General features: G+C 64.8%; 14 protein-coding genes. 13 read left to right on the forward strand and 1 reads right to left on the reverse strand.

Translation table 11 applies throughout. From position 1 onward, the window contains the following. Positions 1-247 precede the first annotated feature (247 nt). The 5 genes from IB268_RS05450 (at position 248) to fes (ending at position 6360) form a co-directional block, all read left to right on the forward strand. On the forward strand, positions 248-2422 hold the full coding sequence (locus IB268_RS05450) for a TonB-dependent receptor (protein WP_192353934.1): 2175 nt from the start codon (positions 248-250) through the stop codon (positions 2420-2422). A gap of 91 nt (positions 2423-2513) precedes the next feature. After that, a complete protein-coding gene (locus IB268_RS05455) occupies positions 2514-2801 on the forward strand; it encodes a hypothetical protein (RefSeq protein ID WP_054451891.1) in 288 nt (95 codons plus the stop codon). Further along, positions 2788-3078: a hypothetical protein gene (locus tag IB268_RS05460; protein WP_054451890.1), complete on the forward strand. Its 291-nt coding sequence runs from the start codon at positions 2788-2790 to the stop codon at positions 3076-3078. Before IB268_RS05455 ends, IB268_RS05460 begins: the two co-directional genes overlap by 14 nt. Before the next feature lie 15 nt (positions 3079-3093). Further along, positions 3094-4722 (forward strand): PepSY domain-containing protein, encoded by a 1629-nt coding sequence (locus tag IB268_RS05465; protein ID WP_192353935.1) that lies wholly within the window; start codon positions 3094-3096, stop codon positions 4720-4722. 42 nt (positions 4723-4764) lie between these two features. Next, positions 4765-6360 carry an enterochelin esterase gene (gene fes, locus IB268_RS05470; protein ID WP_225591295.1) on the forward strand — a complete coding sequence of 532 codons (1596 nt, stop codon included), beginning with the start codon at positions 4765-4767 and terminating at the stop codon, positions 6358-6360. Between the two features lie 27 nt (positions 6361-6387). Here the strand turns inward: fes and IB268_RS05475 are convergent, their stop codons facing one another. Then, a complete protein-coding gene (locus tag IB268_RS05475; protein WP_054451887.1) occupies positions 6388-6717 on the reverse strand; it encodes a helix-turn-helix domain-containing protein in 330 nt (109 codons plus the stop codon). Positions 6718-6821: 104 nt separating this feature from the next. Between IB268_RS05475 and IB268_RS05480 the strand changes: the two genes are divergently transcribed. The 8 genes from IB268_RS05480 (at position 6822) to tssG (ending at position 14497) form a co-directional block, all read left to right on the forward strand. Next, on the forward strand, positions 6822-7526 hold the full coding sequence (locus IB268_RS05480) for a glutathione S-transferase family protein (protein WP_054451886.1): 705 nt from the start codon (positions 6822-6824) through the stop codon (positions 7524-7526). A gap of 162 nt (positions 7527-7688) precedes the next feature. After that, the gene (locus tag IB268_RS05485; RefSeq protein ID WP_192353936.1) at positions 7689-8318 is read left to right on the forward strand and encodes a hypothetical protein; all 630 of its coding nucleotides are present in this window, start codon (positions 7689-7691) and stop codon (positions 8316-8318) included. Between the two features lie 190 nt (positions 8319-8508). After that, positions 8509-9051, forward strand: a complete 543-nt coding sequence (gene tssB, locus IB268_RS05490; protein ID WP_054451884.1) for a type VI secretion system contractile sheath small subunit — start codon at positions 8509-8511, stop codon at positions 9049-9051. A gap of 83 nt (positions 9052-9134) precedes the next feature. After that, positions 9135-10646 carry a type VI secretion system contractile sheath large subunit gene (gene tssC, locus IB268_RS05495; RefSeq protein ID WP_192353937.1) on the forward strand — a complete coding sequence of 504 codons (1512 nt, stop codon included), beginning with the start codon at positions 9135-9137 and terminating at the stop codon, positions 10644-10646. 67 nt (positions 10647-10713) lie between these two features. After that, the gene (locus IB268_RS05500; RefSeq protein WP_054451882.1) at positions 10714-11208 is read left to right on the forward strand and encodes a type VI secretion system tube protein Hcp; all 495 of its coding nucleotides are present in this window, start codon (positions 10714-10716) and stop codon (positions 11206-11208) included. A 63-nt stretch (positions 11209-11271) separates the two neighbouring features. After that, positions 11272-11715, forward strand: coding sequence for a type VI secretion system baseplate subunit TssE (tssE, locus tag IB268_RS05505; protein WP_054451881.1), 444 nt, complete (start codon positions 11272-11274; stop codon positions 11713-11715). Beyond that, positions 11712-13475, forward strand: coding sequence for a type VI secretion system baseplate subunit TssF (gene tssF, locus IB268_RS05510; RefSeq protein ID WP_225590381.1), 1764 nt, complete (start codon positions 11712-11714; stop codon positions 13473-13475). Before tssE ends, tssF begins: the two co-directional genes overlap by 4 nt. After that, the gene (gene tssG / locus IB268_RS05515; RefSeq protein WP_225588891.1) at positions 13472-14497 is read left to right on the forward strand and encodes a type VI secretion system baseplate subunit TssG; all 1026 of its coding nucleotides are present in this window, start codon (positions 13472-13474) and stop codon (positions 14495-14497) included. Before tssF ends, tssG begins: the two co-directional genes overlap by 4 nt. The last annotated feature ends 12 nt before the right edge of the window (positions 14498-14509 follow it).

Genomic DNA, 14509 nt, shown 5'->3' on the forward strand with positions numbered 1-14509 from the left:
TTGGGGATGCCGGGATGGCCTTGTCGCTTCTGCCAAGCGCGCCCGCGCTGGCGACTTCCAAACCGAGGCCGCAGAATTTTGCGTTGGGATGTCAATCAAAAAAATATAAGCCTTTGATTCTTATTGAATTGCGTGCCAATTCGAGCGGATTCTGGCTGCGGACTCCTGATTTCTTGGCGAACGGTGCTTTCTTAAATATATAATTCATCTGATAAGCATTCGCATTTAGATACTGGAACGATGAATTGTGGCCAAGAAAACTCAGTTGACTATCTCGCTGTGCGTCCAGTGCTTTAGCCCGGCAGTCGCGCTGTCCTTGATTCTTCCCGCCAGCGCCGCCGCCCAGAACGCGGCGCAAACCACGACGCTGCAGCCCGTCACCGTGACCGCGGGTTCGGTTTCGGAGGAAGACTTGCCCGCGCCCTATGCCGGCGGGCAGGTGGCGCAGGGCGCACGCCTGGGCCTGATGGGCAATCAGGATGTGATGGACACGCCATTCAACGTCACCAGCTATACCTCCGAGCTGATCCAGAACCAGCAGGCGCGCACGTTGGCGGACGTGATGGCCAACGATCCTTCCGTGCGGTTCACGACGTCGAGCGGACACGCCTACGAGAATTTCCGCATCCGCGGTTTCGACGTCAACCAGAACGACGTGGCGATCAACGGCATGTATGGCCTGGCGCCCATGGGGCGCACGCCGCTGGAGTTCGTCGAGCGGGTGGAGGTGCTGAAAGGCCCGAACGCCTTGTTCAGCGGCATGGCGCCCAGCGGCGCGGTGGGCGGCACGATCAACCTGGTTCCCAAGCGGGCGGAAGACACGCCCAATGCCACCTTCGGCGTGAACTGGCAGGCCGACGGCCAGCTGGGCACGACCATCGATGCCGGCCGCCGTTTCGGCTCGGCCAATGAATGGGGCGCGCGCGTCAACGGTTCCTTCAGCGACGGCGCCACCACGCTGGACGGCCAATCCAGAAAACGCGAGTTCCTGTCCGCCGGCCTGGACTATCGCGGCAGCGCCCTGAGCGCGTCGATAGACGCCTACCATAGCCAGGAGTCGTTTTCGGGCGGCACGCCGGCCATGTTCTGGTTCGGCGGTTCGGTCGTGCCCGAAGCGCCCGATCCTCGCATCAACCAGTTCAGCACCGGCTATGGCAGCATCCAGAGCAACGCCGTCATGGCGCGGGCTGAATACCGCTTCAATGACAGCGTATCGGCCTTTGCCGGTGTGGGCAGGCGCGACAGCCATCAATCGGGCCTGATCAATGGCACCCACGCGCGGCAGATCGACGCCAATGGCAATTTCACCGGCTCCATCATCGGCCAGCGCGCCTACACGGATGCCACCTCGGCCGAGGGCGGGCTGCGCACGCGGTTCAACACGGGCAGCGTACGGCACGAGCTGGTGCTCCAGGCTTCCTTGCTGAAGCTGGAGGACGGGTCGGCCACCGGGCCGGCATCGACTTTCAAGTCGAATATCTACGACCCGATCACGCCGGTCATGCCTGCGGTGCCGGGCAGCGCGCCCAAGACGGCGGAGAACACGCTGTCCAGCCTGGCGCTGGTGGATACCATGTCCTTCTTCGACGACAAGCTGCTCCTGACCGGCGGCCTGCGCAACCAGCGCGTGAAGACGACGAACTTCGACAAGACCGGCAAGACGACGGCCCGCTATGACGAGGACGCCGTGACACCGGCTGTCGCCATCGTCGTCAAACCTTGGGGACCGGACGTCTCGCTGTATGCCAACTACGTGCAGGGCCTGAGCAAGGGCGATAGCGTCACGGACACCAGCGCCAGCAACTATGGCCAGGTGTTCGCGCCCTACAAGACCAAGCAGCAGGAGCTGGGCGTCAAGTGGAATGCCGGCACTTTCACCAATACCCTGGCATTCTTCCAGATAGACAAACCCATGCTGGTGACGGAGGGCTCCACGGCCAAGCCTACGTATGCGGACGGCGGCGAGAAGCGTGTCCGTGGCGTGGAGTGGAATACCTTCGGCGAGTTGGCTGCGGGCGTGCGCGTGCTGGGCGGCGTCACTTACACGCAAGGCACGCAGGTCAAGACCTCGTATGGCCGCTATGACGGCAATACCGCGGTGGGCGCGCCGCGCTGGCAGGCCAATGCCGGGCTGGAATGGGACACGCCGTGGATGCCCGGCGTGACGCTGAGCGCGCGCGTGCAGGCGACTTCGAGCCAGTACGCGGATGCGGCCAACAAACTGCAGATCCCGGGCTGGGGCCAACTGGACCTGGGCGCCCGCTACGCCACGCAGATCAACGGCCGGGACGTCGTGTACCGGCTGAATGTCAACAATGTGTTCGACAAGCACTATTACGCCGGCAGTTTCAGCGACACGACGCCTATCGTGACGCTGGGGCCGGCGCGCACCGTAACCGCATCCGCCAGCATCAGTTTCTGAATGCGGGATGTTTTGCCGGTCCCTGTTCCGGACAGTCGATTCGGAGCAGGGATTGGCAGGCAGGTCTCGGGCAATTCATCCTGGGGTGACCATGGAAGTCCTGATTCTTTTCAGCCTGGCGAGCCTGTTCCTGGGCAGCTTCTGTATCTATCGCGCTTCGCCCAACCAGCGATGGGGCGCCACGTCCTGGCCGGTCCTGCCCGCCCGCGTCGCTGGCATTCTGCTGCTCGCGCTGGGCGGCTGGGGTTGCCTGCGCGCATTCTCTGCCGTCGCGGCCGTGTTCGTTTTCTGCACCGCCTTGATGTTGTTCTTCAGTCTCATGCCGTACCTGGGCGTACTGGCGGGCCTGCGCGGTAGCGATACGCATGAAGCCCGTTAAGCCCGCGCCGATCCGGCGCGACTGGATATCGAAGAGCCTGGCGGGCGCATTGCTCGGCTTCGCGCTGGCCATGGGCGCCAGCGCAACGCTGGCCGCATTGACTGCCGGCATTCCGTTGGCGACGCGTTCGCAGTTGGCCATGTGGCTGGTGCCGCCCGTCTGGCTCGGCGTCGCGAGTACCGTCTACTTTTTCGCCAGCGGCCTGCGCGCGTGGATCTGGCTGGGCGGAGCCTGCGTGCTGCTCTATGGCGGACTGCTTGTCGTCAAGGCGATCTGAAGGGAGTCCGCGATCATGAGAGCCGACTACATACGCATCTACAAATCCGTCCATACCTGGACGGGCATCCTGACCGGCATGGCGCTGTTCATCGCCTTCTACGCCGGTGCGCTGACCGTATTCAAAGAGCCGCTGACCCGTTGGGCTACGCCGCCCGCGGCCGTCGCGCCCGTGGCGCTGGAAGAAGCGCCCGACCTTATCGCCAGAACCCTGCAAGCGCGGCCGGATGTGGCCAAGGGGTTCAGCATCCATCTGCAGGACGCCGAGCACGTGCCGGCCCGTATGTCCTGGGAAGTCCGTGACGGGCAGGCCGACGATCACGATGAATCGTCGATCCGCCACCATGTCGCCTATCTGGATGCGCGCGGCGAGCTGCGGTTGGAGGAGGCCGCGCCCAGCGGGCTGATGCCGTTCATCGATGTGCTTCACCGCGTGGTGGGCCTGCCTGTCGACAGTGATCCCAACCGCTGGTTCATGGGCATCGTCGCATCGCTCTATGCAATTGCCCTGGTGTCGGGAGTGATCGTGCTGCTGCCGTCGCTGGTCAAGGACTTTTTCGCGTTGCGGGTCGGGAGGAACCTGAAGCGCATGTGGCTGGATGCGCATAACGTGGTGGGCATTGTTTCGCTGCCATTTCACATCGTCATGGCGCTGAGTTCCGTCGTGTTCGCGTTCCACGACGGAATCTACGATCTGCAGGACAAGCTCATGTACGAAGGCAAGCTGGAATCCGTCTTCCAGCGGTCCGGCGGCGGCGCGCCGGCTGGAGAGGTCCGGAATCCTGCAGACATGCTGACGCCGGCGGAACTGCTGGCCCAGGCGCGCGCCCTCGCCCCGGGCTTCGAGCCTTATGGGTTGCAGTATCAACAGGTCACCAGCCCGCGCGCCATCGTACGCGTCTGGGGCAAGGACGACAGTGCGGTATCGCCGCGGGCGCGAGGCGGCTTCGTGGCGCTCGATCCCTACAGCGGGAAGGTGCTCAACCGCGACTATCTGCCGGGCGGACAGGACGCGCCCAACCTCTGGGTCAGCAGTTTCTTCGCGCTGCACATGGCTTCCTTCGGCGGCGCGGCAGTGCAGTGGCTTTATTTCCTGCTTGGACTGGCGGGCGCATGGCTGTTCTATAGCGGCAACCTGCTGTGGATAGAAACCCGCCGCAAGCGCGCCAACCGGCAGACGGGCGAGATTCCCGTGCAGCGCTTGGACACGCGGCTGATGGCGTCGGCGACAGTGGGCGTCTGCCTGGGATGCGTGTGTGGCATTTCGTTGATGATGGTCGCGTCCAAAGGGTTGAGCGGGCGCGTCGGCGATCTGAATGCCTGGCTGCGGGCGCTGTACTACATGGCGTTCTTCGCCAGCCTGGCCTGGGCCTTCCTGCGCGGAGGCGCGGCGGCAGGGGTGCATCTGCTATGGGTCGCGGCAGCATTGACGCTGGCGATACCCGCGGCCTCGCTCGTGGGTGGGCTGTTTCCTGCCTCCGGGCTTTGGGTGCACACGTCGGCCGCGGCGCTGGCAGTGGACGCGACGGCCCTGGCGGCAGGGCTGGGATTTGCCTGGATGGCAAAGGCCAGCGCGCGCAGGATCGGACGGGGCGACGCGGACAGCGTATGGGCGCCCAGAAGGCTCGCCGCGCGCGAGGGATAGCGGACCGCCGCGAACGGGCCGTGAACAAACGAATGGATGAACATGCGTAAAAAGAACAGATTGGAATGGCGGGATTGGATGTCGTCGGCTGCGCTGGCGGTGTCGATGATAGGCGTGGCGCCGGGCATGGCCGCGGCGCAGTCCAGGCAGGGCGCCGTCACACCCGAGGCCCATGTGGACGAACGAATTTCGCTACAGAAGGGAGAGTTCCTCGCGGGCACCTGGGCCGCCGAATCCGGCGTGACCCTGGATCTTCTGGACAGCGCCGGGCAGCACGTACGCCGGCTGAGCGACGGCGAAAAGCCGGCCGGAGCCCTGATGCTGGTGGCGCCGGAGGATGGCCTCTACACCGTTCGCGCGCAGGGCCAGGGCCTGTTCCGCTGGGCCGTGACGGAACGCCTGCCCCTTGCGGAACAACGTGCGCCCGCGGCGGCGATCGACAGCCCGCGCCTGACCGCGCTGGCGGCGACGCTGGCCGCGGGCGGCACGACGGATGCCTTTTGGGATGAGGTGGCGCAGCAAGGCACGCCGCTGGTCGAGGCCGTGGACGCCGGACATGACCGCGTCACATTCCTGTGGCGCGGCGCCGAACGCAATGTGCGCCTGTTCGGCGGGCCGTCGTCGGACCATGCTCAGTTGGCGCGGCTGGGCAACTCCGATGTCTGGCATGCCAGCTTCGTCGTCCCCAGGTCCACGCGCCTGTCATATCGCCTGGCGCCCGATGTGCCCGAGCTTCCGGGCTCCGGCATGGCGCGGCGCCGCGCGATCCTGGCCACGGCGCAGGCCGATCCGCACAATCCCAAGGCATACCCGGCGCGCGGCGTCGACGCGTACCAGACCTATTCCATGCTGGAACTGGCGGACGCGCCGCAGCAGCCCTGGGTCGAGCCCCGCGCGGGCGTGCGGCAGGGAACGGTGGAGACCATGGAGCTGCGCAGCGATCTCATGCGCAACACGCGCAAGATCCACCTGTACCGTCCTGCTGGCTGGCAGTCTGGCGCAGCGGACAATCACGTGCTGGTGCTGTTCGACGCCGGCGCCTATCTGGGCCGCGTGCCCACGCCCACCATTCTGGACAACATGATCGCCGCAGGCGTCATTCCTCCGACGGCGGCGCTGCTCATCGACAACCCTACGGCGGAATCCCGCAGCCAGGAATTGCCGCCCAACCCGGACTTTGCGGACTTCCTGGCGAAAGAGCTGATGCCGTGGGCGCGCAAGCAAGGCATCAGCGCGCCTGCCGCGCGCACCGTCATCGGCGGTTCCAGCTACGGCGGATTGGCATCGGCCTATGCGGCGTTGCGCCACCCCGAAGTGTTCGGCAACGTGCTCAGCCAATCAGGTTCCTATTGGTGGTCGCCGGCGGGCGAGGAGGACCAGTGGCTGACGCGGCAATTCGTCGCGGTGCGCAAGCTGCCGGTGCGCTTCTTCCTTGGCGCCGGCCTGTTCGAGTCCGGACGCGGCGGCCAGCCGGGCATCCTGGAGACCAACCGGCATCTGCGGGATGTGCTGCGTGCCAAGGGCTATCTGGTGACGCACCGCGAGGTGGCGGGCGGACATGATTACCTGGTCTGGCGCGGGACCTTGTCGGATGGCCTGCTGGATCTGATCGGCACTGGCAAGCAGGGGGGCGGATAAGCCCGGCTTGAAAGCTGGCAGGCCTGCTCAGGAGGCGTCTTCGGACGCCTCGCCGTGCTCATCCCACCAGTCGCCCAGCGCATCCAGCAGCGGCACCAGCGTCTTTCCCGATGGCGTGAGCGCGTACTCCACGCGCCGCGGATAGCCATCGAAATCAGTGCGCTGGACGATCCCGGCCAACTCCAGCTTGCGCAGCTCCAGCGTCAGCATCCGATGCGAGATGGTCGGATTGTCGCGGCGCAGATCGCTGAAACGCTTGGTGCCTTCCTTGAGGTAATAGACCAGCAGCGTCGGCCATCTGCCGCTCAGTATCTGCATGACTTCCTCGATGGGGCAACGCGAAACCAGGTCTTTCATGGGCGGGTCATGGTGACAAAAATGTGCGTAATTTACTTAGCCTAGCAGATCCGTAGAATTCAATCCGCTGCGCAGCGTGACCCTCATCTACGGAGAAAGAAATCTTGGAACCCATTCTTGTTTATGGCTTTCCGCTGGGAAGTTCCATGGGGCTCGTCGCTGCGCTGGAGTGGCTGGGCAAACCCTATCGCCTGTGCCGCGTGGACATGCTGAGCGAAATGCGTCTGCCCTCCTATGCGCGGATCAACGCGCGCCACGAGACGCCTGCATTCGTCAGCGAACAGGGCGCGGTTTTCACGGAAACCATGGCGATTGCGCGCTGGATCGAAAACCGTGATGACGAGCGCAGGATCAGCTTTGACCCGCTGTCGCCGGAATCCGACCGCATGCACCAGTTCATGGCTTTTCTGAACACTGGTTTCACCGCCGCCTTCACCCCGCATTGGGTCGCCCTGGAAATGGATCCGCCTGATCCGGCCTTGCAGAAAACGCTGCGGGAGTGGGGGGCGCAACGCGTCATAGAACGCCATGACAAGCTCGAAGCGATGCTGGGCGAGACGCCGTTCCTGATGGGCGATCGTCCGACTCTGGCGGACGCCGTGCTGGTGGGCGTTGCGCGCTGGCTGGATTTCCATGAGGTCGCTGCCCAGTCCCGCTGGCCCAGGCTGGCGGCGCTGCGGCAGCGGCTGGAAAGCGACCCGGCGGTCAAATATGCGATCTCGTTGGAAGAGGGAGCAAGCCCCGGTTATCCGGGACTGTGCCAGGGCCATGTGCCGCTGGAAACGCTGATCGCGACGTATGGAAAGTAGACGGCCGGCCCCATCCGGCGCACGGGCGGCAATGCCCCGCCGCTGTCCGTGCGCCGTCCTCGGGTCTTTGCCCCAGTAAGACCAAAGTCCCATGCGCGGCCCGCGGACGGTAGCTATCCTGCGGGCTTGCTGCCAAGGGCAGAGCACAGGAAGGGGTGGCTCATGAGTCTGATTCTGGGTAGGACAATACTGGACAAGGTGGAGACAAATCGGGTGCGGAGCAAGCCGGAGACGCTGGGGCAGTTCTTTTCCAAACCCGCCCCGCCGGTAGGTTGGCGCATAGGCAAGCTGAGGCCAGGCCAGTCTCTCTTGCTTTGGTCGTACAACCTCCAGGGCTTGATGGTCTGGATGGATAGTGCCGGTCCCGGCAGCCTGGGGTCCGTTCCGGGCACAGAGCGTTACGTTTCGACCTTTTTCGAGTACCGGCGCGCGCCCGAGAACGCGACCCTGCATGGCGCGAAGAACGTGGCGAAAGTCTGCTATGCCGCCAGCGTCGGGCTGCTTGTGGCCGAATGCCGCCAGTTGGTGCACCGTGGGGAGTTTCTGCCGGCCAGCCACTTGAGAGCTCTGCGCGAGGCACGACCTGCGAGGGACATGGGCATGGCGCGCTCCTGCCTGCTCGTGACGAAGCGGGAACCTGTTGCCAATGCCGCAGCCGTCGCTCCAGAGGCCAATGAATTCGTTTCCACCACGGGCAACCCGAAAGAAATTGTCGAGAAAATCCAGTGGATGTCAGCACAGCCCTCGGGAAATTTTCTGGCAAGGACACGCTCCCCCGCGAAGCCGGGCTGACGCGGGTCGGGCCCGCAGTTTCAAGGTTGCGCCTAAGTCATTTCTCATCCAAAAGCAGGATGGAAATTTCTGATAATTTCAAAATACTACGACTAAAGTCCGATGTAGCCCCCGAAGGCCGGCGCTATTGTTCGCACCAGCAAAGCGCAGCGCTCGCTGTGCGGTACGAGTGGTTTCTTCGGAGAGGGTCATGTCCAATAGCTTGCAGAAATGGGTGGGCCGCAACCGCCCGCCGCGGGTTCAGATTACGTATGACGTTGAAACCGGCGACGCGATCGAGAAGCGTGAATTGCCGATGGTGGTGGGCGTGCTGGCGGATCTTTCGGGCCAGCCGGCCACGCCGCTGCCCAAGCTGAAAGAGCGCCGCTTCGTCGAGATCGACCGCGACAATTTCGACGAAATCCTGGGCAAGATCCGCCCGCGCCTGGACCTGTCCGTGCCCGACACCGCCAAGGGCGAAGGCAATCTGCGCATTGAGCTGAACTTCGAGAAGTTCGCCGACTTCCATCCCGAATCCCTGGTCGAGCAGGTGCCGCGGCTGTCCAAGCTGCTGGAGGCGCGGCATCAACTGCGCGACCTGCTGGCCAAGCTGGATGGCAATGACGAGCTGGACTCCATCCTTGAGCGCATCGTGCGCAGCACCGAGGAGCTCAAGGCCGTCAAGAGCGAAGCGCAGGCTGGCGGGACGGCCGGCGATGTGGCCGAACCGGCCGCAACGGCGCCGTCGGCCTAACGCGGACAGCAACGTCAGCGCGCGCAGGGCAGGCCTTGCGCCGAAGCCGCGCGCGGGCAATTTCAATTCTCAGGGTGACGAACATGGCAAGCAAACAGACGGCCGATACGACGGCGGTTGGAGGCAACGCAACGCAGGAAGCGGCGCAGGCGGGCGAACTCAGCCTGCTGGACCGCATCGTGCAGGAAGGCAATATGGCGGTGGAGCCGTCGCAGAATTCCTACGCGAAGAAACTGCTCGGGCAGCTGGCGTCCCAGATCCTGGACGAAGGCATGCGCACCAGCCCGGACAAGTCGGTGGTGGCGATGATCAATGAGCGCGTGGCGGAAATCGACCGTCTGCTGACGGATCAGCTGAACGCCATCATGCATGCGCCGGACTTCCAGGCGCTCGAAGCATCGTGGACCGGCTTGCACGATATGGTCCATGGCACCGAGACGAGCTCGCGGCTGAAGCTGCGGCTGTTGAACGTCAAGAAGAAGGAATTGCTGAAAGACCTGGAGTCGGCCGTCGATCACGACATGAGCCTGCTCTTCAAAAAGGTCTATGAAGACGAGTACGGCACGTTCGGCGGCAGTCCGTATTCCGTGCTGATAGGCGATTACGCATTTGGCCGGCATCCGCAGGATCTGGCGCTACTGGAACGCATCTCCAAGGTCGCGGCCGCCGCGCACGCGCCGTTCATCGCCTCTGCCGCGCCCAGCCTCTTCGACCTGAAATCGTACACGGACCTCGGCGTCACGCGCGATCTCTCCAAGGTCTTCGAAAGCGCCGAGCTCGCCATGTGGCGCAGCTTCCGCGAGTCGGAAGATTCCCGCTACGTGGCGCTGGTGCTGCCGTCCTATGCGGCGCGCCTGCCCTACGGCGCCAAGACCAAGCCGGTCGATACGTTCAACTTCGAAGAGGATGTCGACGGCTCGGATCACAGCAAGTATCTGTGGGCGAATTCCGCCTACCAGCTGGGTCTGCGCATCACCGACGCGTTCGCCAAGTACAGCTGGTCGACCGCGATCCGCGGGGTGGAAGGCGGTGGCAAGGTGGAGAGCATAGCCGCGCATGCCTACAAGACCGATGAAGGCGACATCGCGCTCAAGTGCCCGACGGAAGTGACGATCACGGACCGCCGCGAAAAGGAACTCAGCGACCTGGGGTTCATTGCGTTCGTGAACGCCAAGGGCTCGAACCAGGCCACGTTCTTCGGCAGCCAGACGGCAAACAAGCCCAAGGTCTACAACAAGGATGCCGCCAATGCCAATGCGCAGCTGTCATCACGCCTGCCGTTCGTGCTGGCCGCGTCGCGGTTTGCGCATTACATCAAGGTGATGATGCGCGACAAGGTGGGCAGCTTCCAGTCGCGTACGGAAGTCGAGAACTATCTGAACAACTGGATTGCGGACTACGTGCTGATCAACCCCTCGGCCTCGCAGGAACAGAAGGCCAGCTATCCGCTGGGCGAGGCGCGCGTCGACGTCACGGAGGTGCCCGGAAGGCCCGGCGCGTACCGCGCCACCTGCTTCATCAAGCCTCATTTCCAGATGGAAGAGCTGACCGCGTCCATCCGCCTGGTGGCAGACCTGCCGGCCGCGGCTGCCTGAACTTTCGAACCGCGCGCCGCCAGCCGGCGGCGCACGCCAACCGAATCCTCTTCGAACACGGAATTCCATGGATACCATCCTGCTCAAGATCAACAACATCAAAGGCAACTCCACTCTGGACGGCCATGCCGACGCGATCATCCTCTTGGGCGCCTCGCATGGCGTGATGTTGCCGATGTCGATGGACATGGCCAACACCGAGCGCGCCCTGGGCCGGCCCAGCTTCTCGGAAATGGCGTTTACCAAGGTAATGGACCAGTCCACGCCCGCGCTATACAACGCGTGCGCGTCCGGCGCCAAGCTGAACGACGCGACCATACTCATCGGCCGCAACGAGAGCGGGTCGTTCCTGTTGCACGTGAAGTACGTACTGGGCAATGCGATGGTCTCGTCCATCAACTCCGCGCTGGGCGAGGGCGGCGGCAGCGACAGCTTCACGTTGTGCTTCAGCAAGCTCTCCATCGAATACACCCAGCAGGCCACCGCCGGCAACAAGGCTGGCACGGCATCGTTCGGCTGGGACCTGGCGACGAACAAGTCCACCGCCGCGCCCAAGAAGTAATGCCGGACGCCGCTCCCGCATGGGCGGGAGCGGCGCCGGTGCACGTACAGGAACGCCCGCAACATGCCGACCGATACCCTTTATTCGCCCGTGCCCTTGTTTGACCGCCTGGCGGCTGATGCGGAGTCGCAACTGGCGGGGGCCGACGCGCAGAGACTGGCGGTGGCCAGGGACCTGGAGCGCCTGCTGAACACGCGTTCGCGCCTGGATTTCGAGGCCTTTTCACGCTCGGCGGCAACGGTGGTCGACTACGGCGTGCCCGACTACTCGGCGCGGTCGCCGGTGTCGGCGTCGGATCGCGAGGCCGTCGCTGCTGTAGTCAAGCAGGCCATCGCCCTTTATGAACCCCGCCTGTCCAATGTGTCGGTGGACATGGCGCCCGCCGCGAACGGGATAGGCCCATGCCGGCTGGAGATCCGGGCCGACATGCGGATCGGCGGCGCGGTGAACCACGTGGCATTCGAACTGCTGGCAGGCGCGCAGAGCGGGACGGGGGGCGGGTCATGACCGATCTGGCGTCCGATGGCATCCTGCAGTACTACAAGCGCGAGCTGTCCTATCTGCGCAATCAGGGGGCGGACTTCGCGCTGCGCTATCCCAAGGTGGCATCCCGGCTGGCGCTGCATGGCACGGAATCGCCAGATCCGCATACCGAACGCCTGATAGAAGCCACTGCGTTCCTGGCGGCCCGGGTGCACCGCGACCTGGATCAGGAGTTTCCCCAGATCGCCGCCGCGATGCTGGACAACGTCTGTCCGACGCTGGTGCAGCCCATCCCGTCGATGACCGTGGTGCAGCTGGCTCTGGACGGCAGCCAGGGAAAAGTGACGGCCGGACTGCCCGTGCCGCGGCATAGCGGCCTGGCGGCGCGGACCGAGGCCGGCGAACTTTGCCGGTTCCGCACCGCCTGGGATGCCACGCTGTGGCCCTTGAGGATAGGAAGCGCCGGCTTCTCTGAAGACCAGGCTTTGCGCCTGGAGCTGGAAAGCGATTCCGGCGTGGAACTGTCGGAGCTGGAAATCCGCACACTGCGCATCCACCTGCAGGGCGACTGGATGGTGACGATGCCGCTGTACGAGTTGCTGGCGGCGGGCGTGGCCGGCATATCGCTCTATGCCGAAGGGGGCGGCGTTGTGCCGCTGCCGTTGACGGCCTGGCGGGAAGTGGGATATGCGCCGGAAGAGAGCGTATTGCCGCAGCCGCCGAATGGACTGCCGGCGCACGGCCTGATGCAGGAGTACTTCGCATTTCCGCGCAAGTTCCATTTCTTTGACCTGGATTTGCCGCGGGGGCTGCCGTTCAAGGGGCGCCGTTGCCAGATCGCGCTGCACCTGGACAGGCAGGCTCGCGGCCTGGGCGCGATAGGCGCCCAGCATTTCCGCCTGGGTTGCACGCCGGTGATCAACCTGTACGCGCAGACCAGCGAACCGGTCACGATCGACGATAGCCATTACGAATATCGCCTGGTGGCCGACAAGCGCCGTGACGAGACGACGGAAGTGCATTCGGTGCTGTCCGTGATCCTGTCCGATCCGGCGGCCGAGCGCTCGATTCCCGTGCCCAGCTATGCGGAGGTCGAGCACGCGGACGCCGCTCGCGGTACGTTGTTCTGGTCTGCCCGAAGGGAACACAGCCTGCGTGACCGCGTAAGCGGCACCGACATGTTCCTGAGCTTCGTGGATGCCCGCAACGAGATTCGCCGGCCCGTTGAACCCGTGGTCTACGCCAATCTGCTTTGCACCAACCGGCGCCTTGCCGAGCAGGTGCCAGTGGGCGCCCGCATGGTGTTCGAGCGCGTGGCGCAGAACGTATCGGTGCAATGCCTGTACGAGCCCACCGCGCAGCGCAACCCGCCCTTGGGCGGCGACGCGCTGTGGCGCCTGGTATCGCTGCTGACGTTGAATCAGCAGTCGCTGGTGGAGTCATCGACCGGACACAAACGCCTGCAGCAGATCCTGCAGTTGTTCGCGTCCGGCAGCACGCGTGAGCAGGATCTGATCCGCGGCCTCAAGGGCGTCAGTGCGCGCCCAGTCACGGCGCATGTGGGCAAGGAGGCCTGGCGCGGCTTCTGCCACGGCATGGAAGTCACGGTGGAGTTCGACGCCGATGCGTTCGTGGGAGGATCGCCGCTGCTGCTGGGCGCAGTGCTGGCGCGATTCTTTGCGATGTATACATCGGTCAATTCGTTCGTGCGGCTGGCGGTGCGCCGGGGCGACGAAATATGGAAGCAGTGGCAGCCCATGACGGGCTACCAGCAATCGCTATGATCGCCCGGCTGCTCTCCCGCCCGCAACGCTACAACCTGTTCCAGGCGATCGCCCTGCTGGAGCGCGCGACGCCAGCGGCCGCGCCGCTGGGCCGCGGAAATGGCGACGGCGAGGCTGTGCGCCTGCATGGGCATGTGTCGGTCGCGTTCGAGGCCAGCGACGTGCGTGCCATCGCCCGGAAGCAGGACGCGGGGCGTTGGGGCCAGGCCATGCAGACACGCTACGCCTTGACTACGCCGGTGATGACACTTGCCGGCGCCAGCAGTCCGTTGCCCTTGGCGTACACCGAACTGGTGCTGCAGCGGCGGGCGTCGCGGGATCACGCCACCGCAGATTTCCTGGATATCTTCAACCACCGCTTCCTGTCCTTCTTCTACCGAAGCCGCAAGAAGCACGCGCTGGGCCTTAACGCGTCCGCGCCGCATGCGTCGGCGCTGGTGGGCTGCCTGGATGCGCTGAGCGACCTGGGCTATGCCCGCGACGAGGCCGGTCCGCAAGGCCAGCGCCTGTGGGTCAGGCACGCCGGTCTGCTGGGCGTGGCGACGCGATCGATGACCGGGCTGCTGGCGTTGCTGGCGGACCGTCTGGGCTTGAAGGTGCTGGGCCGGCAATTCATCGGGCAATGGCGGACGCTGGACGCGAAGGATCATTCGCGCCTGGGCGGAAAGGGGTTGGCGTTGAATGCGTCGCGGGCGCTGGGCCGCCGGGTATGGGACCAGGGGGCCGGGATCCGTATTGAATTCCTGGACCTGAGTCCCGCCCGGTTCGAGCGCCTGTTACCCGGGGGCGCGGACCACGAACTGGCGCTGTGGCTGATCCGCAGTCACCTCCGGAGAGACCTGAATGTGGATTTCGTGCTGCACGCGCAGCCGCGCGCCGGTGCGTGCGTGCTGGGCGGCGCGGCAGCAGCCCGGCTGGGGTGGACCAGCTGGGCCACCGCTAAGCGGCAGACCCTCGCTCCGGCGCCGGTGCGCCTGACGGCGCGCATGGCGTCCGCTTCCCCATTGGCCAACCGTACATAAGGCAAATCCGGC

The sequence above is a fragment of the Achromobacter sp. ACM01 genome (assembly GCF_014851745.1).
Taxonomy (GTDB): Bacteria; Pseudomonadota; Gammaproteobacteria; order Burkholderiales; family Burkholderiaceae_B; genus Achromobacter; species Achromobacter aegrifaciens.